The following is a 19735-nucleotide window of genomic DNA, read 5'->3' as shown; positions in this document are numbered from 1 at the left end:
GCCGACAGGTATATCAGTATACGCAGAGGAGACCGGCAAAAGGCAGGGGGCAGACGTGATCCATGACACGATCGCGCCTTCACTTTGGTAGAAAGGGTCAGGGCGTGTGCATGACACCGTTGCGCACACGCACCTGCCAGTCTTCCCAGCGGCTCATATGGCTTGAGCTGCCGACCGGCGCCTCCTGACCCGACGCAGTCGATGTCCAGAGGCTGCTGCCGTTGAAGCTATAGACAGGGATCAGATCCCGGCGCGAAGCGGCCGGTGCGATGGTTTTGTCGATGTTATCCAGGATCACCGGCATCTGTTGCGGCGTCGCCGCCCAGGAAAGCACCACGTGAAACTGGTCATAGGGCACATATTTAACATAGTGAAGGCGCATCTGATCATCGGGCACCCCCAGCTCGAGCAGGGTCAGATACTTGGCCAGCGCAAACTCCTCGCAGTCCCCGCGCCCGACGCCCAGAAACTCGACCGGCGTGGCCCAGTAATCCGCCTGATGCCAGATATCGACATCATCCACAAAACCCAGCTGATTGAAGAAGTCATTGACCCCGGTCAGCTGAGCCGCCACCGGCTGGCCCTTGAGCCTGGTGATCAGCGCCTGCCAGCGCTGCACCCGCTCAAGACCGGCCGTACCGTAATGAGACGTGATAGCAGCGGAGGCCGGGACAGAGGCATTCGACAGCATGCCGGCCGAGACCGGAATGGCGATCCCCAGCAGTATTGTCACTCCCCACCGGCACCATCGCCACATCAGCAGACATTCCCTGTCAGATCATGCTTGTTTATCGGCCAATGCGTCGATCAATTGGCCCCGGGGTTCAATGTCACGGCGGGTGCCAGATAACCCTGATAGCCGTCCGCACCGATATCGGTCACGCGGGCGCGCTGCGCCTCGGACTCGACACGCGTCACAATTACCAGCGCCTCGATCTGATGGGCAGCCATGCACAGGCTGTGCAAAAACTCGTTGTCAACATCGTCACGCACAAAAAAGGTCTGGTCGATCTTGACGTAATCCGGCCGCAGTCGGCTCAGAATCGGCAGGGAGTTCAGATTGCGTGCAAACCGATCGATACCGCCGCGGCCCCCCAGGTTCCACGCCACGCGGAAAAGGCGTTGTACGTTGTCGGTATGGCGCAAAACGCTCTCTTCCGTGACCTCAAGATCCAGGCGACAGGCCAGCGTCGGATACGTTTTCAGCCACTCGATCAGACCATCGACTTCTTCATCGCTGCCGACCAGGTCCTGGGTCAGATTCACGGCCAGGCGGTAATCGGTGTCGTGACCGTGACGGCTCAGCCAGTCCAGCACGTAGCGATCCATCTGCGCTCCGATACCGAAATGCCATGCAATGGGCAAAAAGGTCGACGCCAGATGCACCTCGTCCCCTTCCCTGAATCGCATGAAAAGCTCGCGGTGCAGCTCCTGGCCATCATTGAGCAATACCGGCGGCCGGAGCCTGCTGTAACTCTGTAGGATCCTGACCGGCAGCAATAGCGGCCTGTAGCGCAGCAATATCGGGATCAACATCGGTTAGCTGCTGTGCAACCACCAGTTCATGAACATCTCCCGTGCTGACCAATGTACCGGGCTGGCCCGCACTCAGGCTCAGAACAGTACCGTCAGCCAGAATGACGCGACCGCCATCAGCTGCCATCACGTCAGTCCCCTATCCCGCAACATTACTGAAATACTTCATATTTATCGAATATATAGTGCTTGTTAAGCATAAAAAAAGGCAGCCCAAAGGGCTGCCTGAACAAGAGAAGACAAGGCAATCAGCCTGTTGATTCCATCCCTTCGATAAAGCGGTTGGATCGCTCTATCGAGGCCTGCATCTCACGCCTCAATGTGGCAATCTGGGTTTCCAGCTGGCTGACTTCACCTTTCAACGCACCAATCGCCCGGGCGTTCAGGTTGTGCTTGAGAAACAGCACGTTGTCATGCATGGCCGTCAGCACCGGCGGCATGGTGTCTTCCGCGCGGTGCATGGCATCGAGCATTTCACTGTAGCGCTGACGTGTCTGCTCAAGTTCCCGTTCGCTCTGGCGGCGATAGGTCTGGTTCTGATATTGATCCAGCTCGCCTTCCCATTCACTGAAGAGCGCCTGCGCCACGCTTTCGATGGCATCGATACGCTGACTCACCCGCTCGGCCGCCGCCTGACTGCGCTCGTAATCGGACTCGAGCTCACCATAGGCACGGGACAGCTTGCTTTCGGGCACCGTCACCACGCTTTGATAACGTTCGAGCGCCGAAGAAAACTGTTCGTCAGCATCCTGCTGCGCATCACGTGCGGTAATGACACGATCCGACAGGATATCGCGCTTGTGAACGCCGGCCTGCTCCATGACGTCGTAATAGGCACTCTGACAGCCGGACAGAAGCAGGGATGCCAGCAGCACCCCTGTGGGCGCCCATGTCGTTAAACGTGCGTGTCGCAATAACGCCATGATGGACCTCAGAGCTGTACCACGTCGAAATCGACCTTCGGATTGACGTCGGCGTCATAGTCGACATCGTCACGATCAAAGCCGAACAGCTTGAGGAACTCATGCTTGTAGCCGGCGTAATCGGTCATTTCAAAAACGTTGTCACTGGTCACCTGCGGCCACAGCGCCTTGCATTCATCCTGCACGTCATCGCGCAGCTCGCGATCATCCAGACGCATGCGACCGGCGTCGTCCAGCGCCGGCATCTGACTGGCCGTCAGGTGCTCATGGAACAGGCGATTGAGCTGGTCGATCGTCCCTTCATGCAGGTTTTTCTCCTTCATGATGCGATAGACCATGGAGATATACAGCGGCATAACCGGAATGGCCGCGCTGGCCTGAGTCACCACGGACTTGAGCACAGCCACATTGGCGTGGCCGCCCTTTGCGCTCAGGCGGGTATCGAGTGCCTGCGCGGCGCGGTCCAGATCTTCCTTGGCCTTGCCCAGCGAGCCGTGCCAGTAGATCGGCCAGGTGATCTCGGTACCGATATAGCTGAAGGCCACCGTGCTGGCCCCTTCGGCCAGTACACCGGCCTTATCGAGTGCATCGATCCAGAGCTCCCAGTCCTCGCCGCCCATGACGCGAATGGTATTGTCGATCTCTTCCTGTGAAGCGGGCTCGACCGAGGCCTCGATGATCTGATCCTTGTTGGTATCCAGTGCCGTGGCGCGATAGGTCTCACCGATCGGCTTGAGGGCCGATTTGACCACCTCGCCGCTATCGGGCAGCTTGCGCACCGGTGACGCCAGCGAATAGACCACCAGATCGATCTGGCCACCCATCTCGTTTTTGATCATCTCGATGGCCTGATCGCGTGTCGCATGGGCGAAGGCATCACCGTTGATCGAACGGCTGTAGAGGCCCTCAGCGCTTGCCAGACGATCAAAGGCTGCCGAGTTGTACCAGCCGGCCGACCCCGGGCGGGTCTCGGTGCCCGGCTTTTCAAAGAATACGCCCAGCGTATCGGCGCCACATCCAAAGGCGGCGGTGATTCGTGCCGACAGGCCGTAACCGGTAGACGCCCCGATCACCAGGACCTTTTTGGGACCATTTTCGATGGTGCCGCGCGAGCGCGTGATCTCGATCTGCTCACGCACGTTCTGCTCGCAGCCGACCGGATGGGTTGTCGTACAGATAAAACCGCGAACCTTGGGATGGATAACCACACTCACCTCTCTTGCCAGAAATATAAACGAATGGCATTTCAACCGATGAAATGCCTTCCAGAAATGCTGCGCCAATGCCGGCCGGACAACTGAATGCCCTGCGATACTCAAAATTGAGTCATGGCGACCTGGCGCGTATTTTACCGGGTACGGGCGCAGGTGTCCGCACAAGCCGGGACCAATGTCCCTGAACCGCTTCAATATTGCAGGGTGAAAACGGTGTCATCTTCTCATGACAACATGAATGACCCACAGCGTCTGCTCGATCATCGTCGTGACCTCTGGATGGCGCTGGCACCGCTGTGGCTCGACCGTGAACCCGGTGAACGCGACTACGCCCACATGGCGGATGTCATCGAGCAATATGACTTCACCACCGACGAGCTTGAACGCATCTATCGCGTCGAGATGTCACCGGTACTGGTCCGCCATCAGGTGTCACTGGCCGGAGAGTGGCGATCCTTTGATGAAGACCGGCTACTTCGCCAGCTGACCTTTCACGTCTGGAAGCTGACCCGGTGGCGCCGGGGTTTCTGGCTGCTCTTTTCCGGGTTGACCACCATGATGACGCGCCACCGCTACAACATGCTCATGGACGTCGTGCTGACCCGACGCAGAACGCGCGATGCGACGCCCGATAACTGATCTGCCTGCATGACACGCCCATGAAAAAGGGGCATCCCGTGGATGCCCCTTTTGGCTACTGACGATCAGGCCGGTTTAACGATCAACATCGTTGTCACCCTCGCCTTCGTCATTATCCTCATCCGGCAGCTTTTCACTTTCCTTCAGGCGATTGCGCTCTGACTGCCCTGAAGAAACGGTTTTGGCGCCCTTGCGTGAGGGGGTCTGGCCTGCCGCACCGGCCTGGCCTTCTTCCACCACATACTCGTCGAGGACGTGAACGTTGGCCGGCGGCGCGCCACCGTTCTTGTCCTGACCGAAGTAGAGCGTGGTATGCGGATAGGGAATCTCGATACCGGCCGCATCGAAATGCTTTTTGACCAGACGATTGAACTCACGCCCGACGCCCCACTGGCTGCCGGGCTTGGTCTTGATCATGATACGAATGTTGACCGAGCTGTCCGCCAGCGACACCACACCCGGCACCGCCATGTCATCAATGACATTGACGGCCTGATCGGGATTATCCATCAGTTCGGCAAAGGCCTCGCGCAGATGGTGAATGGCGTTATCCACGTCTTCACGATAGGCAATGCCGTACTCGCCCACATGGTAGGCAAAGTCGCGCATGTAGTTGGAGACCGTATCGACCGACGAGAAGGGAATCACGTGGAAGGTACCATCCAGTGTGCGCAGCCCTACCGAACGAATGGTGATCTTTTCGGCCGTACCGGTCAGACCTGCCACGCCCACGACATCACCGGTATTCATGGCGTTTTCCAGCTGAATGAACACCCCGGTAATGATGTCCTGCACCAGTTTCTGAGCACCGAAACCGATGGCCAGACCGACCACACCGGCACCGGCAATCAGTGGCCCGATGTTGATACCGATCTGCGACAGCACGATCAGCAGCGTCATGGTCACAATCAGGATCAGGATGGCGTTGCGAAACAGGGACAGCAGCGTCTTTTCACGAGCGCTCGGTGCGGAAGCGGCACTCAGGCGATGCTCGATAAAGCTGGCCACTACCGTCCAGATCAGCGTGGCAATAAAGAGAATAATCGCCACATGCACGATCATGCCGATGGTTTCAGCACCGCTGTCGGAAGCCAGCCAACCCGGCAGATCAAAGGCGCGCCAGGCGTCCAGTACGACCAGGACCACGAAGATGCCCAGCAGGATACGCAGGCCCCTGAGCGCCTTGGGCACATAGGAGTTGATGCGAACCTCGAGCATCGGGAGGCGCTCACGCAGACTCTCGGAGAGCTGAATGCGGCGTGCCAGCGCAATGGTGAGAATCGAAGAGATCAGGATACCGATCCCGACTGCCAGCAGGGTCTGCACGGTGGCATGGGCCATGAAAGGCAAGGCCTGTGCCGGCTGTACCTGACTGACCACCAGCAGCACGGTGAAATAGGCCAGCGCAAACAGATGCCAGGTGAGGCCCAGAATACGCAGCAGCGTACCGAAAAAGGCGAAGTTGCTCTCATCTGCTCGGGCATTGAGGTTGTCCCGCAGCGTTTTGCGGTTTTTCAGTACCACCCGCACGGCATAGATGTAGACGCCGATCATGACAAGCAGACTGGCGATCTGTCCGGCCGCCGGCGACAGCATGGCATTGATCATGGGCACGGCGACCATCAGACCGTAGCCGGTGATCCCTACCACACGCGCCAGCCAGCGGTTCCAGTATGATGCGGTCTCGCTCGACATGGCAAAAAGGCGCAGCGAATCATAGCGCGTGGAAAACACCATCCTGATCAGGGCCTTGACGATCTCGACGATGACAAAGGCATTGATAAAAAGGGATTCAGCGCGACCAATCTCGCCGCTCTGGCCGGCAAAGAACAGGCTGATCACATAGCCCACGGCACCGGCCAGCACGATCACAACAATATCGATCAAAAGCGCACCAAGGACGGCACTCCAGCGCCGCAGCAGCGCTCCGGCGGCCTGCTTTTGTTCGCGCTCGTCAAGCGTTTGCTGGACGTCCTCGTCTTCTCCCATCTCGATCGGTGGCGCTGTGGAAGGCGCCGGCTGGCTGGCCACCCAGCCATCAATGCGGCGATAGATGCGCGCCACCAGGGCACGAAAGACAAAAAAGGCCACTACCGTCGAGACCACGGCAATGCCAAAGGCCAGCAGAATACTGCCCCAGAGAGACCAGGGAAGGCCGGCGCCTTCACCGTCTCCGGCATTGCGGAAGGAGGCAATGGCATTGGTCACATCTTCGGCAACCCCCTGGGCAAAACCCTGGGTCATGTCGGCAATGCGACCAACCAGCGACTGCTCATCGGCTGCGACCACATCCGAACCGGCCTCCTCGGACGGCGCCGTTTCTCCCTGAGCAATACCGCGCAGCTGGGAGATCAGCTCGTTGCGCGTCTGCTCATTTTCAAGCAGATCCGCCAGTGCCGTATAAGAGGCCTGATCGCCAGACGGCGGTGCGGCCTCCTGCGTTTGCGATTCAGCCATAGCGGCCACCGACATGGTGCTGATCAAAAGCACCAGCAGAGGTAGCCGAAGCCAATAAAACAGCCTCGTCAAAGCCACATGCATTCTCCATGAGTGAGTAGATATCATTATTGTCAGCCCTTTGGGCCGGGCGCATGGCGCGTAAACTTTCATAACCTGGTACAAAAGGCCAGCGCTTTCAAAATGCTGAAAAGAGTCTATCGTCCCCACATGTTTGTCACCAGCGTCCCATGATGTCTTCCTGACCCGCGGGTTTCTGCACACCGCACTGGCTCCGGACATCTGATAAAACGCATTGGTCCGGTGATGCATGGGGCTCTGACAGCGGGCATCATGGTCGAATCTGTCACCACCGTGGCCTGAACATGAAACTGCGTCATATCGAAGTCTTCCATGCCCTGATCAGCTGCGGCAGCGTCAGCGCTGCCGCTCGCCGCCTTAATGTCTCCCAGCCCAACGTGACACGCACACTGGCCCATGCCGAAGCCACGCTGGGTGTACGTCTTTTTGAGCGCCATCCGCGTGGGCTGACCCCAACGCCGGAAGCCCTCCGGCTGTGGCCGGCGATCGAAGCGGCGATCAAACAACTGGATGTGGTGGATCAGCTGGGGCGTCAGCTTTCTCATGGCGTGGACCAGCACTTGCGTCTGGGCGCCTCTCATGCGCCCGGCCACCTGATCATGCCGGGTGCCCTGATCGCCCTTCAACGTCTGCTGCCGGCACTGGACATCGAGCTGGTCACCTCCCACTTTTCCACCCTGTGCGATGAGCTGCTGACCCATCGGCTGGACATGGCACTGGCATTTGAGCAGCCAGCACCGGAAGGCATCGAGTGCGAGCATCTGATGCGCGCGCCCATGAAGGCACTTCTGCCACCAGAGATGGAGGCGCCCTCCCATGTAACGCTTGAATGGCTCAATGCCCACGGCCTGATTCTGATGCCGGAAGATGACCCCCTGGGTGCCCTGCTGGGCCAGGCCCTCAGGGCGGAGGGGCTGTCTCCGACAGCACGTCTGCGGGTCAAGACCTACAGCGTGATTGCAGAGCTGGTCATTGCCGGCGGCGGCACGGGCATCGTTGATCCTTTCACGGCCGAGCGCTATCGCGACCGGCTTCAGGTATTGCCGCTGACCCCGGCGCTGGACATGAATGTAGCCCTGTTAAGGGCGCGTCATGTCCCTCAGCCTCACGCCGCACATCAGCTACGAACGCTTTTGATCGAACAGCTCTCGCTCCATGCCCGGCGCTGACAAATGAATTAGCCGTCCGGTATACGTCATGGTTATACCGAAGCGACAAAACAGCATTCGAAGCTATGGCAATTATCGTCGACACTGACACGGACCCCATTTTTCGGAGCCCGTGATGACAAGCCAGCCCTACCGCCCTGCCGATATTGTTTCACCCTACCTGCTGTTTCTGGGCGACATCGAAGACAGCGTGTCGGCCAAGATGGCTCGCGCCGTGGTGATCTGGCGTCCCGAAAAGGCCGTCGGTCAGCTGCGCATGACCGAGCAGACGGCCAGCGTCGGGATCGAGGATCTGAGCATCGAAGAAGCGGTGGCACGCGGTGCGCGCACGCTGGTCATCGGCGTGGCCAACTCGGGCGGCAAACTGCCGTCACACTGGCGTGACGTCATCTGTCAGGCCATCGAACACGGCATGGACGTGGCCAGCGGCATGCATCAGCGCCTTGATGCCATCGAAGGGGTGGCCCAACTGGCACGCGAGCATGGGGTCACACTTCATGACATCCGCCACAGCCACCCACCGCTGGAGGTAGGCACCGGCGAACCCCGCAGCGGCAGGCGAATCCTGACTGTCGGCACTGACTGTTCGCTGGGCAAGATGTTCAGCTCGCTGGCTCTGCAACGCGGCCTTGAAAAGGCCGGACTCAAGGCGCGCTTTCGTGCCACCGGACAGTGCGGCGTACTGGTGGCCGGTGAAGGCGTGGCCATTGATGCCGTCATTGCCGATTTCATTTCCGGCGCCGTGGAGTGGCTCAGCCCGGCCGGTGACGACGATCAGTGGGATGTCATCGAGGGCCAGGGCTCACTGTTTCACCCGGCCTATGCCGGCGTCAGCCTCGGTCTGCTACACGGTGCCCAGCCCGACTACATCGTGATGTGTCATGAACTGGGCCGGCCGCATATGCGTCACCTGCCCAACCGCCCGATGCCGGACATGGCCAAGTGCATCGACGCCAACCTGAGTGCCGCTCGAGTGACCAACCCCGATGTGAAGCTCGCCGGGTTTTCCGTCAATACCTCTCAGGTGGATGAAGAGACTGCCAGGCGTGAGCTGGCGTCTTTGAGTCAACAGTTTGGCGTCCCGGCCACCGACCCCATTCGCTTTGGCATCGAACCGCTGGTCGCCGCCTTTACGACAGGAGCCGCGTAATGCGCACACTCAAGCGCTACACCCAGACATGGCAGCTGGATCGCCCGTTCGTGATTGCTCGTGGTGCCAGTACCTCGATCGAGGTGATCCGCGTCGAGATTCATCAGGACGGGTATGTCGGTACGGGGGAAAGCAAGCCGACTCCACGTTATGGCCACAGTGCGGAGTCGGTCATGGAAGAGATCGATGAAGTATCGCTGGCCATCGAACAGGGCATTGATCGCAAGGCACTGCTTGAACGCCTGCCGGCGGGCCCTGCGCGCAATGCGCTGGACTGTGCCCTGTGGTCGCTGGAGTGTGCGAAGGAAGGCACCACGCCGACCGCGCGACTGGGGCCGCCCCTGGGGCGTGAAATCGTCACGGCCCACACCATTTCCATCGCCACACCGGAAGAGATGGCCGAAGCGGCCCGTCAGGAGCTGGCGCAGGGCGCACGGCTTTTAAAAATCAAGCTCAACGATGAACAGGTTGTCGAGCGGGTGCGCGCCGTACGCGACGCGGCGCCGAACGTGCGCATCATCATTGATGCCAACGAGGCATGGTCACCGGAAAACGTGGAAAACTACTGTCAGGCGCTGGCACAACTCGATGTTGAAATGATCGAACAGCCCCTGCCTGCCGGAGAAGATGGCGTGCTGGCCAACTTCGACCATCCAGTGGCGCTGTGCGCCGATGAGAGCTGTCATACCCGGGAAGATATCGTTCGGCTGAGCGATCGCTACGAGATGATCAATATCAAGCTCGACAAGAGTGGCGGACTCACGGAAGCACTGGCCATGGTAGACGAAGCTCGCAAGCATGATATGACTATCATGGTGGGCTGCATGCTGGGCACTTCCATGGCCATGCGCGCAGCCCTGCCGGTCGCCGCCCACGCCGCCATTGTGGATCTAGATGGCCCGATCTGGCTGTCACATGATGATATTCCAGCGCTGGACTATCGCGACGGCTGGGTCCGGGAGACTCACGACACCTGAAGACCTGCAGGGCCTGCCCAAGGCAGGCGCTTATGACAAGAATCCCTGCTCCACCAGCACCTTGAGGGCCTGGTGCGAGTCGGGTGTGGCATCTTCAATGGCCAACGCTTCACTCAGTGTCAGCCACTCGATGCCTGCCACTTCACTGGGCTGGAGCGTCATGGGCTGATTGCGATAACGCGTCAGAAAAACGCTGCCAAAGGCATTCATGCCTTCTTCGAAATAAAGTTTCAGGCAGTAGTTCAGTTCAAGTGACAACCCCAGCTCCTCCTGCAGCTCTCGACGCGCAGCGCATGCCATGGATTCGCCGGCATCGACTACCCCACCGGCACAAAGATCGCGATAACCTGGAAAAATGTCCTTCCACGGCGTGCGGTGCTGCACGCAAAGCCTGCCTTGCTGATCGATCACAAAGATATAGACCGCTCGATGCCACATCCGCAACCGGCGCATATCACATCGACGTGCACTACCCACGGGCCGATTCAGGGCATCCACAATCTGGACACGTACACGTGATGATCCCATGGCTGCGCTCTCCGAGAATAAAGCGAACAATCTTACGCCTGACCATCGCTTATTCGAAGCCCGCTTCTATCTCGATATATGCCCCACGATATGAACCCCGGATCTCCCGCGATACAAAACGCGCGCATAAAAAAGGCCTCGATTAACGAAGCCAGCCAGAAGCCATGATGTCAAAGCGATATCAGGATAAAACGAGAGACGCGATGACAGGACATCATCGGCAGGTGTCATTAGTGACAGCCTCAGGCGCCATCCATGGCGTCTTCAACCACTTTTCCTTCCTGGAAAATCCTGCTACCGGATGAGGCGAAAGCGTCCTGCCTTCTGTTTGCATCCTTGCAGTGTAAGGATGGTAACACTAGTAGAACTGTTGTCCATATTTTTCAAAAAATATCGGTTTTTTAATTTTCAAAAATCGTCTGGAGTTAAAAAATACCGCTTTCCTGTGCATCAGTTATACAAGGCATGACAGCCTGTTGTCAGCCTCATGAAGACCAGGTTAAGTGTTTTGATCTGAACTACGCTTGGGTACAGTGTCCAATCAGGTAGCGCAGGTCATGACAACCACGGCTGACGCTGCACAAACCAGAAAGACACCCACGTTTTCAGCCACCTATACTGACCAGAGCACGTCCGGTAGTGACCTGAAACAAGCCTGACCACGTCAATGGAGGACATCAGATGGGCATTTTTTCATCCAGCGATAGCCGAGCCACTCGTCGACTCAAGGATTACGAAAAGGAGCTGAACAAGCGAGGCGCGCGCGCACTGGCACGTTATGAAGATGAGCTTGATTCAACGGGTCAAAAGATACGCAGTCGTCTCAAGGGCGCTGGTGATCAACTGGGTCAACGCTGGTATCAGGCTCGTGATCGGGTAGAAGATGAAGGACACCGCGCATGGGAACTGACCGAAGAGGGCGCGCGTGATCTGGATCGTCATGTGCATGAAAATGCCTGGAGCTATATTGGCGCAGGTGCCGCCATTGGACTGGTGGCCGGTCTTTTACTGGGTCGTCGTTCCTGATTTGTAATGCTCCCTGTACGCCCGCCCCTTCCGGTGCGGGCGTTTTAGTATCTGCCCTTCTCATCCCGGCGTTTCCCTTTCCCATTCCATGAGCATGACGGCAGATCTTCCATGACAGATACGGCGTCAGTTTTATACTTGTGAAGCACGTGATGACAGTGACATGACACGGACAACAGGAGGCCAATTGATGTATCGCACAATTCTCGTACCACTGGATGGATCCGGGAATGCCAACAAGGCACTGGACATTGCCGCGCATCTGGCGCGCGCCAACCATGGCAGACTTTATTTAATACACGTGCCGGTCGTTACTGAAAAGGATAACGACCCTCTGGTAACGAGCCCTTCGCAAAACGATGCTGCCATGCAGCTGATTCAGACAGCGCTTGAGACCATTGATGCCTCGGACCTTGATACCAGTATTCTTGTTCGCAAGGGCGCTCCTGCCGAAGTCATTGAACGAGAAGCGCACCGACTGGACGCCGATGCCATCGTCATGGGATACAAGGGCCTGAGCAGGACATCAAACGAGAAAGGTGGCAGCGTTTCCGTGGCGATCAACCAGCGCGCGGCCTGTCGCGTCATCACGGTCAGATAATGACTCATTGCCCGCATGTCTCATGCTGGGCATTACGAGTACTGCGGCGTTCCCTCAGTGCCGAGAGCGTTTTTCCTCTCGCCAGCGCCGCAGTACCTTCAAAAGCACCATGACCAGTAGCGGGAAAAATAAAAGCGTCAGGATCGCACCTGTCGTAATGAAGAAAAAGTGCAGTACGCCCTCGCTCATGAATACTCCCATTACGGCCTTTCAGGACACGACCGGAATCTCTCTCCGACCATATGAATGCCGACATTCTAGGGGCTTTCCGGGTTCGTTGCACTGGTCCACAAACGCCGACCTGCTTGGAATGCACATGACCGACTTGAAAGCCGGTCATGTCGATAAGCGAAATACCCTACAGGCGTTTACTTTCGAGCAACGCTGACATTGCCGATTCGTTCCTCGGACCGGTTGGAAGCCGTGCGGTTGACCAATACATTGGCCGTAAACAGTAGCGATACCAGCTTGCTGCGATTGTTCAAGACGGCTGCCAGCGAGCTGATGGCCATCACGCCAAGGAAATAGACTGGAAAGACCATGTCCGGATTGCCGTGTACCACTCGAGTGAGAATCACGGGCGCCACCCAGGTCACCGGGAAATGCACGAGGAAAAGCACCAGAGAGTTACGACCAAACCACTCGAAGGGCCGCAGCACCGGAGCTGTCCATCTAAAGGTGACGATACGCAGCAACACCAGGGTCATCGCCAGTGCCAGAACCATGGACATGGGCTGATAGGCGCCGCCAGTGGCTACCAAACCGTGGTAGGCCATGACGTACCAGACCACCAGACCCGCCAGCGCCAGAACGGCCAGCCAGCTGGTACGCTCGATAAAATGCTTGAAGGCTTCCAGATGATAGCCCAGCACCCCACCCACAATGAAAAACGGCAGGTGAAATATGAAGCGATCGACCTCGGTATCCTTCAGAACCAGATAAAGCGCCAGTGATCCCAGAATGGACACGGCCCAGTGCAGCCTGAGGACAAAATAGGCAATAACGTAGTAAAAAAAGATGTAATAAATAAACCAGAGATAAGCCATGGGCTCGAAAAATAGCGAGTGCCAGAACTCAACCACCGGCTTGCCATTAAAATGGGCTCTATATATAAAAAGGCCGTAGGAAATAATCGACCAGATCACATAAGGATAAAGAATACCCGACAGCTTGCCCTTGAAATAACGCCCAGCGCCCTTGCGCATCGACCCTGCCACCAGAAGGCCTGAAAGCAACATCAGTGCCGGCATTCTAAAAGGAGAAAAATAACCATTGATCTGAGTAAAGATGGGATCAAGATCTTCAAACTTGAGCGACATCGAATCGGCGCTGTGTAAATAGACCACCATGGTAATGGCAAGCCCCCTCAGGGCATCCATCCACCTTATGCGGCCTCTTCCTGGAGCTGCTGAAACATTTTCTCTGGCCATTACCGGACCCTCTGACAAATGACACTGCCAGAGAAACATAATGTAACGTAAAAAAATAAAATATGCCGATTTGTCCGTTCCTCGCTGAATTAGCGCATTATATTTTAAAATAAGCCAATAGCAGTAACCGGCATCAAAATCGGACATCGAGCTTTATTAATTTCACCATTCCACTTCATGACAGAAAATCAGCATAAAATATCGTCATGAATTAGTTTTTTAGTCCTCTGAAAAATTATAAAGTTTACACTGAGCTGCCAGCGCTTTCCTCGGGAACAAATTTGCCCCTGCTTCAGGTCTCCGAGCGCTTTGAGTGCATCCGAAGATAGCCTTCCCTGAAGTCAGAAAATTCCTGCAGTCGACCAATGTCCGGGATACTGATCTGATGCCGATCACGATAAACCAGCGACTGCTCGCGTAGAGAAGAAAATACCCGGCTGACGTGTACCGGCGTTAACCCCATCAGATCCGCCAGCATCTGTTGCGATAACGGCAGCCTGAACTCGTTGAGCGCGCCACTGTTGGTTTTGGACAGGCGACTGCGTGTCTCGCACAGAAAATGGGCCAGTTTGCTTTGCGCGTTTCTACGCCCCAGATTGACCATACGCTCTACCAGCATGGATTGCTGAATACCCGAAATGGAAAAAAAGGTACTGGTCAGTCGGCCGGATTTTTCAAAAACGTTATCCAGGTGACAGTGTGGAAAGCGACAAAACGTGCAATCGGTGATGGCCTCAATGGTCGACTGATGCGCCTCAAGGGCATATTCGCGCAGACCGACGACATCTCCGGGCATGAAGATGTCCAGAATCATTCTGCTGCCATCTTCCAGCACATAGCTGCTGCAGGCCCAGCCCTGGCTCAATACCGCCATTTCTTCGGCACGCTCGCCTTCACGCCACAGGGCATCACCGCTTTTGAGCTGCTCGGGAGATTTCTCAAGCGTGCTCAAAAGCTCGATTTCCGAATCGGAAAGATCCGCAAAATATTGAAAATGCCGAACCATGCAACTTTGATGGGACACTCGGAATCTCCTCTGTCATGAGTGTTTAAAACAGATATTTCAGGCAAGAATACACGCCTCGCCGTGACAGATGGCAAGAAGCAGAGAGGAAAAACGAAAGAGGAGATATCGTAAAGAGGTGGTACCGGTGGTCGGACTCGAACCGACACGGAGTATTAGTCCGGCGGATTTTGAATCCGCTGCGTCTACCAATTTCGCCACACCGGCAGTGTTGCGCGAGACGTATTATACGGTCCGTAGCCAACACGTCAATGACGCAGACCGGTAGCATCCGCTATCATGCCCGCCCCTTGATGACACCGACTCTTGATTAGCCATGCAGCGCGCCGACTTTCATTTTGAACTGCCCAACGAACTGATTGCCCGCTACCCCAGCGACCAGCGCAGTGATTGCCGTCTGCTGTGCGTCGATGGCGACAGCGGAAACCTTGAACACACACGTTTTCCGCAGCTTCTGGACCATCTGGCGCCGGGAGATCTGGTGGTGTTCAACGATACTCGCGTCATTCCCGCACGACTTTTTGGCCAAAAGGAAAGTGGCGGACGTGTCGAAATGCTGCTGGAGCGCCCGCTGGATGCGCACCGGGGTCTGGCGCACCTGCGCGCCAGCAAGGCGCCGAAAATTGGCACCCGCCTTGTATTCGAAGGCGATATCCATGCGGTGGTCGAGGGCCGGCGCGATGCACTGTTCGAGCTGAGATTTGAAGGGGAGACACCACTGGTGGCGCTTCTGGAAGCGCATGGCCATATGCCCCTTCCGCCCTATATCGAGCGCGAGGATGAGCATACCGACCGCGAACGCTATCAGACCGTCTACGCCCGCCGCGACGGCGCCGTTGCCGCCCCGACCGCCGGCCTTCATTTTGACGACGCCATGCTCGAGGCGATGGAGACACGTGGCATCGAGAAGGCGTTCGTGACGCTGCACGTCGGTGCCGGCACCTTTCAGCCGGTTCGGGTGGATAACATCCTCGAGCATCACATGCACAGCGAATGGATCGAGGTCAGCGAGACGACGGCCGAACAGGTCCGAGCGGCACAGGATCGCGGCAACCGGGTCATTGCGGTCGGCACCACCAGCGTGCGCTGTCTGGAAAGCGCCTGCCAGCAAAGCGGCAGCAGCCGGATAGAAGCCTTCAGCGGTGATACGGATATCTTCATCTATCCGGGTTACCAATGGCAGTGCGTGGACAGCCTGATCACCAACTTCCATCTGCCGGAATCCACGCTTTTGATGCTGGTGTCCTCCTTTGCAGGATATGACCACGTCATGCAGGCATATCAGGCGGCCGTAGACGAACGCTATGCCTTTTTCAGTTATGGCGACGCCATGTATCTCACCCGGCAGCGCGGCTGACCAGCCGCTGCGGCACGCTTTTTGTATTGATGACTTTCAAGTACCGACAGGATCTTTCATGAGACAGGACTGCTTCATGCGTTTTGAACGCATGGCAACCGACGGCCGTGCCCGCCGAGGGCGCCTGACCTTTCCGCGTGGCAGCGTCGAAACGCCCGCCTTCATGCCGGTGGGCACCTATGGCACCGTCAAGGGCATGACGCCAAAGGATGTCGAGGCCATTGGCGCCGAGATCATTTTGGGCAACACCTTTCATCTGTGGCTGCGCCCGGGCACCGACGTCATCGAAGCCCATGGTGATCTGCATGATTTTGCGCAGTGGCACAAACCGATTCTGACCGACTCCGGCGGCTTTCAGGTGTTCTCGCTGGGCGAGATGCGCAAGATCACCGAGGCCGGCGTGCATTTTCGCTCACCGGTCGACGGCGCCAAAATCTTCATGGGGCCTGAGGAGTCCATGGCGGTGCAGCGCTCGCTGGGTTCCGATATCGTCATGATCTTTGATGAATGCACCCCCTATCCGGCCACATTCGAGGAAGCAAAGACCTCGATGGAGCTCTCGCTTCGCTGGGCGCAGCGTTCGCTGGACGCCCACGGCGACTCCCCTTCTGCGCTGTTTGGCATCATTCAGGGCGGCATGTATCGCGAGCTGCGCGAACGCTCGCTCGAAGGCCTTGAGCAGATCGGCTTTGACGGTCTGGCCATCGGTGGCCTGTCAGTCGGCGAGCCCAAGGAAGAGATGATCAAGGTGCTGGATTATCTGCCGGGATTGATGCCGGACGACAAGCCCCGTTATCTGATGGGCGTGGGCAAGCCCGAGGATCTGGTGGAAGGCGTGCGGCGCGGCGTCGACATGTTCGACTGTGTCATGCCCACTCGCAACGCTCGCAACGGCCACCTTTTTACCTTCGACGGCGTCGTTCGCATTCGCAATGCTACTCACCGCCATGACACGCGCCCGCTTGAAGAAGGCTGCGATTGCTATACCTGTCAGAACTTTTCACGCAGCTACCTTCATCACCTGGACCGCTGCGGGGAAATGCTGGGCGCACAGCTCAACACCATCCATAATCTGCGACATTATCAGCAGCTGATGAGCGGTTTGCGCGGGGCTATCGAAGCGGGTACATTGGCGGACTTCGTGGCAGCGTTCTATGCGCGCCGGGGCCAGACGGTCCCGCCACTTGAGGCGTAAACGGCTTATAACAGAGCACCACTGAACAAGATCATTCCTAGAGGAAACCTCATGCTCGAGTACCTGATTCCGGCAGCCATGGCAGAAGGAGGCGCCGGTAGTGCCGGTGGCGCGGGTGCCATCGGTCAGATCGTCATGCTGGTCGGCTTTGTCCTGATTTTCTACTTCCTGCTTTGGCGCCCGCAGTCCAAGCGTGCCAAGGCGCACAAGAAGTTGATGTCAGAGCTTTCCAAAGGCGACGAAGTCACCATCAGCGGCGGCCTTATGGGGCGTCTGACCAAGGTCGGTGACGAGTTCATTACGCTGGAAATCGCTGAAGGTACTGAAGTCAATGTTCAGAAAAGCTCGGTTATCAGCGTACTGCCCAAGGGCACACTGAAATCGATCTGAACCCAGCAAGGGCAGGCGATCACCGCTGTCGTATCGGTGTAATGACGCCTGCCTGCGATGTATTGACGCACAACACATCGCCTTCTGCCCGGGGCTCGTTCAGTGGTGATTGAACCATTGGTCGAGCCCTGTGGTCATTGATACGACCTCAAAAGCTCTCTTGAGCCACCAGCCAATCAGGACAGGGCCACGATGCTCAATCGTTATCCCCTCTGGAAGTATCTGCTGATACTCCTCGTGTTTATTGTGGGCGTTCTCTATGCACTGCCCAATCTTTATCCCAAGGACCCGGCCATTCAGATCAGCGCAGCCAACAGCGGCGCAAGCGTTGGCGACAGCGAAATGGCCCGTGTCGATCAGATACTCGAGCAGGCAGGCATTGCTGTTACATCAAGCGAGTCCGCCAACGGCACCGGTCTGGTAAGGCTGAAAAACGACTCACAGCAGTCGGCCGCTCGGGATGTGGTCAGCAAGGCACTGGGCCAGGGCTATACCGTCGCGCTCAACCTAGCAGACTCGACCCCCCAGTGGCTGCAGTCCATCGGTGCCAAACCCATGAATCTGGGCCTTGACCTGCGTGGTGGTGTCCACTTCCTGCTGGAAGTCGACATGGATGCAGCCATTGACCAGCGCCTGGATGTCAACGCCAGTGCCATGCGTGAGGCTCTGCGTGGTGAAGGCATTCGCTATCGCAACAACACCACCGGCGATAACACCATCCGCTTTACCTTTGCCAATGCCGAGGATCGCAGCCAGGCACGCACCCTGCTCAGCCGCCAGTACAACGAATTCACCTTCAGCAATAGCGATGATGGCGGACCAACGCTTGTCATGACGCTGACCGAACAGGCGGTCAACGACATTCAGGACTACGCCATCAACCAGAACCTCACCACCCTGCGCAATCGCGTCAACGAATTGGGCGTATCCGAGCCGATCGTGCAGCGTCAGGGCCCCAATCGTATCGTGGTTGAGCTTCCGGGCGTGCAGGACACGGCTGAAGCCAAGCGCATCGTGGGCGCCACGGCCAACCTCGAGTTTCGGCTTGAAGCGTCCGACAGCACGAGTCCCGATCAGCAGCAGGCGTTCGAATTTCGTAACGATGCCGGCCGCAAGGCGGCCTTGGAACGCGATGTCATCATCACCGGCGATCGTGTCTCCAGCGCCAGCACCTCCTTCGATGACAGCGGCCGCCCCCAGGTCAACATCAACCTTGATGGCCCTGGCGGAAGCAGCATGAATCGTGCCACGCGTGCCAATATCGGCCGTAACATGGCCGTGCTCTACATCGAGCACAAGACCCGTACCCGCACCGTCACCCGTGACGGAGAACAGGTCGAGGAGCGCATCCCCTACACCGAGCGCGGCATCATCAGTCTGGCCACCATCCAGAGCGCACTGGGCAATCAGTTCCGCATCACCGGTCTGGATTCACCGACCGAAGCGCGCGAGCTGTCGCTGCTGCTGCGTTCGGGCTCACTGGCCGCGCCCATCTACTTCGCACAGGAACGTACCATCGGGCCAAGCCTGGGCCAGCAGAACATTGATCGTGGCGTCATGTCGGTCATTGTCGGCCTGATTCTGGTGCTGGCCTTCATGATCGTGCGCTACAAGGGGTTTGGCCTGATCGCCAACATCGCCCTGGCCGTCAACCTGACGCTACTGATCGCGGCGATGTCGATTCTGGGCGCGACCCTGACCCTGCCGGGCATTGCCGGGATCGTGCTGACACTGGGCATGGCGGTCGATGCCAACGTGCTGGTGTTTGAGCGCATCCGCGAGGAAATGCGCAGTCGATCGATACAGCAGGCCATCCATACCGGCTATGAGCGGGCCTTCACGGCCATTCTGGACGCCAATATCACGACCCTGCTGGTGGCAATCATCCTGTTCTCGATTGGTACCGGTCCCGTGAAGGGCTTTGCGGTCACGCTGTCACTGGGCATTCTGACCTCGGTCTTCACCGGTGTGATGGTGAGCCGTGCCCTTACCAACCTTGTCGTAGGCGGCAAGTCGCTCAAGAAGCTGTGGATCTGAG

At 57.6% G+C, this 19735-nt stretch carries 20 protein-coding genes and 1 tRNA gene; 10 read left to right on the top strand and 11 right to left on the bottom strand.

Translation table 11 applies throughout. The features are described from left to right. Positions 1 to 97: 97 nt before the first annotated feature. The 5 genes from Q0931_RS13590 to fabV form a co-directional block, all read right to left on the bottom strand. Entirely contained in the window at positions 98 to 733 is a 636-nt protein-coding gene (locus Q0931_RS13590) for a transglutaminase-like cysteine peptidase (protein ID WP_299261181.1), read from the bottom strand. 74 nt (positions 734 to 807) lie between these two features. Then, positions 808 to 1410 (bottom strand): EAL domain-containing protein, encoded by a 603-nt coding sequence (locus Q0931_RS13585; protein ID WP_299261179.1) that lies wholly within the window; start codon positions 1408 to 1410, stop codon positions 808 to 810. A gap of 28 nt (positions 1411 to 1438) precedes the next feature. Further along, positions 1439 to 1663, bottom strand: a complete 225-nt coding sequence (locus Q0931_RS13580; RefSeq protein WP_299261177.1) for a hypothetical protein — start codon at positions 1661 to 1663, stop codon at positions 1439 to 1441. A gap of 121 nt (positions 1664 to 1784) precedes the next feature. Further along, entirely contained in the window at positions 1785 to 2459 is a 675-nt protein-coding gene (locus tag Q0931_RS13575) for a DUF2959 domain-containing protein (protein ID WP_299261175.1), read from the bottom strand. Positions 2460 to 2467: 8 nt separating this feature from the next. Continuing rightward, complete coding sequence (gene fabV, locus Q0931_RS13570) at positions 2468 to 3667, bottom strand: enoyl-ACP reductase FabV (RefSeq protein ID WP_299261457.1); 1200 nt, start codon at positions 3665 to 3667, stop codon at positions 2468 to 2470. A gap of 240 nt (positions 3668 to 3907) precedes the next feature. Here fabV and Q0931_RS13565 point away from each other — a divergent pair, with 240 nt between their 5' ends. After that, entirely contained in the window at positions 3908 to 4312 is a 405-nt protein-coding gene (locus Q0931_RS13565) for a hypothetical protein (protein ID WP_299261455.1), read from the top strand. A gap of 75 nt (positions 4313 to 4387) precedes the next feature. On the opposite strand, the gene Q0931_RS13560 is transcribed toward Q0931_RS13565, so the two are convergent. Next, positions 4388 to 6847: a mechanosensitive ion channel domain-containing protein gene (locus Q0931_RS13560; protein WP_299261173.1), complete on the bottom strand. Its 2460-nt coding sequence runs from the start codon at positions 6845 to 6847 to the stop codon at positions 4388 to 4390. 287 nt (positions 6848 to 7134) lie between these two features. Between Q0931_RS13560 and Q0931_RS13555 the strand changes: the two genes are divergently transcribed. The 3 genes from Q0931_RS13555 to dgcA all read left to right on the top strand — a co-directional run bounded on the left by Q0931_RS13555 (position 7135) and on the right by dgcA (position 10146). Further along, entirely contained in the window at positions 7135 to 8019 is an 885-nt protein-coding gene (locus Q0931_RS13555) for a LysR family transcriptional regulator (RefSeq protein WP_299261171.1), read from the top strand. A 115-nt stretch (positions 8020 to 8134) separates the two neighbouring features. Beyond that, positions 8135 to 9169, top strand: coding sequence for an N-acetyltransferase DgcN (dgcN, locus tag Q0931_RS13550; RefSeq protein ID WP_299261169.1), 1035 nt, complete (start codon positions 8135 to 8137; stop codon positions 9167 to 9169). Then, positions 9169 to 10146, top strand: coding sequence for an N-acetyl-D-Glu racemase DgcA (gene dgcA / locus Q0931_RS13545; RefSeq protein ID WP_299261167.1), 978 nt, complete (start codon positions 9169 to 9171; stop codon positions 10144 to 10146). Before dgcN ends, dgcA begins: the two co-directional genes overlap by 1 nt. 30 nt (positions 10147 to 10176) lie before the next feature. Here the strand turns inward: dgcA and Q0931_RS13540 are convergent, their stop codons facing one another. Next, positions 10177 to 10674: an NUDIX domain-containing protein gene (locus Q0931_RS13540; RefSeq protein WP_299261165.1), complete on the bottom strand. Its 498-nt coding sequence runs from the start codon at positions 10672 to 10674 to the stop codon at positions 10177 to 10179. A 681-nt stretch (positions 10675 to 11355) separates the two neighbouring features. On the opposite strand from Q0931_RS13540, the gene Q0931_RS13535 reads away from it, so the two are divergent. Further along, complete coding sequence (locus Q0931_RS13535) at positions 11356 to 11700, top strand: hypothetical protein (protein ID WP_299261162.1); 345 nt, start codon at positions 11356 to 11358, stop codon at positions 11698 to 11700. A 190-nt stretch (positions 11701 to 11890) separates the two neighbouring features. Further along, positions 11891 to 12301 (top strand): universal stress protein, encoded by a 411-nt coding sequence (locus Q0931_RS13530; protein WP_299261160.1) that lies wholly within the window; start codon positions 11891 to 11893, stop codon positions 12299 to 12301. 54 nt (positions 12302 to 12355) lie between these two features. Here Q0931_RS13530 and Q0931_RS13525 read toward each other — a convergent pair whose 3' ends face one another. The 4 genes from Q0931_RS13525 to Q0931_RS13510 all read right to left on the bottom strand — a co-directional run bounded on the left by Q0931_RS13525 (position 12356) and on the right by Q0931_RS13510 (position 14962). Beyond that, positions 12356 to 12490 (bottom strand): hypothetical protein, encoded by a 135-nt coding sequence (locus tag Q0931_RS13525; RefSeq protein WP_299261158.1) that lies wholly within the window; start codon positions 12488 to 12490, stop codon positions 12356 to 12358. Positions 12491 to 12669: 179 nt separating this feature from the next. Continuing rightward, positions 12670 to 13680: an acyltransferase gene (locus Q0931_RS13520; protein WP_299261156.1), complete on the bottom strand. Its 1011-nt coding sequence runs from the start codon at positions 13678 to 13680 to the stop codon at positions 12670 to 12672. A gap of 343 nt (positions 13681 to 14023) precedes the next feature. Next, positions 14024 to 14755, bottom strand: a complete 732-nt coding sequence (locus tag Q0931_RS13515) for a Crp/Fnr family transcriptional regulator (RefSeq protein ID WP_299261154.1) — start codon at positions 14753 to 14755, stop codon at positions 14024 to 14026. A gap of 119 nt (positions 14756 to 14874) precedes the next feature. Continuing rightward, positions 14875 to 14962, bottom strand: a tRNA-Leu gene (locus Q0931_RS13510). A 109-nt stretch (positions 14963 to 15071) separates the two neighbouring features. Between Q0931_RS13510 and queA the strand changes: the two genes are divergently transcribed. From queA to secD, 4 genes are all read left to right on the top strand, one after another. Next, on the top strand, positions 15072 to 16112 hold the full coding sequence (gene queA, locus Q0931_RS13505; RefSeq protein WP_299261152.1) for a tRNA preQ1(34) S-adenosylmethionine ribosyltransferase-isomerase QueA: 1041 nt from the start codon (positions 15072 to 15074) through the stop codon (positions 16110 to 16112). Between the two features lie 58 nt (positions 16113 to 16170). Next, positions 16171 to 17307 (top strand): tRNA guanosine(34) transglycosylase Tgt, encoded by a 1137-nt coding sequence (gene tgt, locus Q0931_RS13500; RefSeq protein ID WP_299261150.1) that lies wholly within the window; start codon positions 16171 to 16173, stop codon positions 17305 to 17307. 51 nt (positions 17308 to 17358) lie between these two features. Then, positions 17359 to 17697: a preprotein translocase subunit YajC gene (gene yajC / locus Q0931_RS13495; protein ID WP_086899683.1), complete on the top strand. Its 339-nt coding sequence runs from the start codon at positions 17359 to 17361 to the stop codon at positions 17695 to 17697. A gap of 192 nt (positions 17698 to 17889) precedes the next feature. Beyond that, positions 17890 to 19734, top strand: a complete 1845-nt coding sequence (gene secD / locus Q0931_RS13490; RefSeq protein WP_299261145.1) for a protein translocase subunit SecD — start codon at positions 17890 to 17892, stop codon at positions 19732 to 19734. Position 19735 lies beyond the last annotated feature (1 nt).

It is taken from the genome of uncultured Kushneria sp. (genome assembly GCF_947497025.1).
Taxonomy (GTDB): domain Bacteria; phylum Pseudomonadota; class Gammaproteobacteria; order Pseudomonadales; family Halomonadaceae; genus Kushneria.
This window is presented reverse-complemented; position numbering and strand designations above follow the sequence as displayed.

Coding starts and splice junctions, on each gene's coding strand:
- tgt (WP_299261150.1), top strand. CDS start 16,171: ATGAGACAGGACTGCTTCATGCGTTTTGAACGCATGGCAACCGACGGC.
- Q0931_RS13535 (WP_299261162.1), top strand. CDS start 11,356: ATGGGCATTTTTTCATCCAGCGATAGCCGAGCCACTCGTCGACTCAAG.
- Q0931_RS13555 (WP_299261171.1), top strand. CDS start 7,135: ATGAAACTGCGTCATATCGAAGTCTTCCATGCCCTGATCAGCTGCGGC.
- Q0931_RS13575 (WP_299261175.1), bottom strand. CDS start 2,459: ATGGCGTTATTGCGACACGCACGTTTAACGACATGGGCGCCCACAGGG.
- Q0931_RS13540 (WP_299261165.1), bottom strand. CDS start 10,674: ATGGGATCATCACGTGTACGTGTCCAGATTGTGGATGCCCTGAATCGG.
- Q0931_RS13530 (WP_299261160.1), top strand. CDS start 11,891: ATGTATCGCACAATTCTCGTACCACTGGATGGATCCGGGAATGCCAAC.
- dgcN (WP_299261169.1), top strand. CDS start 8,135: ATGACAAGCCAGCCCTACCGCCCTGCCGATATTGTTTCACCCTACCTG.
- Q0931_RS13525 (WP_299261158.1), bottom strand. CDS start 12,490: ATGAGCGAGGGCGTACTGCACTTTTTCTTCATTACGACAGGTGCGATC.
- dgcA (WP_299261167.1), top strand. CDS start 9,169: ATGCGCACACTCAAGCGCTACACCCAGACATGGCAGCTGGATCGCCCG.
- Q0931_RS13520 (WP_299261156.1), bottom strand. CDS start 13,680: ATGGATGCCCTGAGGGGGCTTGCCATTACCATGGTGGTCTATTTACAC.
- Q0931_RS13585 (WP_299261179.1), bottom strand. CDS start 1,410: ATGCGATTCAGGGAAGGGGACGAGGTGCATCTGGCGTCGACCTTTTTG.
- yajC (WP_086899683.1), top strand. CDS start 17,359: ATGCTCGAGTACCTGATTCCGGCAGCCATGGCAGAAGGAGGCGCCGGT.
- Q0931_RS13580 (WP_299261177.1), bottom strand. CDS start 1,663: ATGGCAGCTGATGGCGGTCGCGTCATTCTGGCTGACGGTACTGTTCTG.
- Q0931_RS13565 (WP_299261455.1), top strand. CDS start 3,908: ATGAATGACCCACAGCGTCTGCTCGATCATCGTCGTGACCTCTGGATG.
- queA (WP_299261152.1), top strand. CDS start 15,072: ATGCAGCGCGCCGACTTTCATTTTGAACTGCCCAACGAACTGATTGCC.
- secD (WP_299261145.1), top strand. CDS start 17,890: ATGCTCAATCGTTATCCCCTCTGGAAGTATCTGCTGATACTCCTCGTG.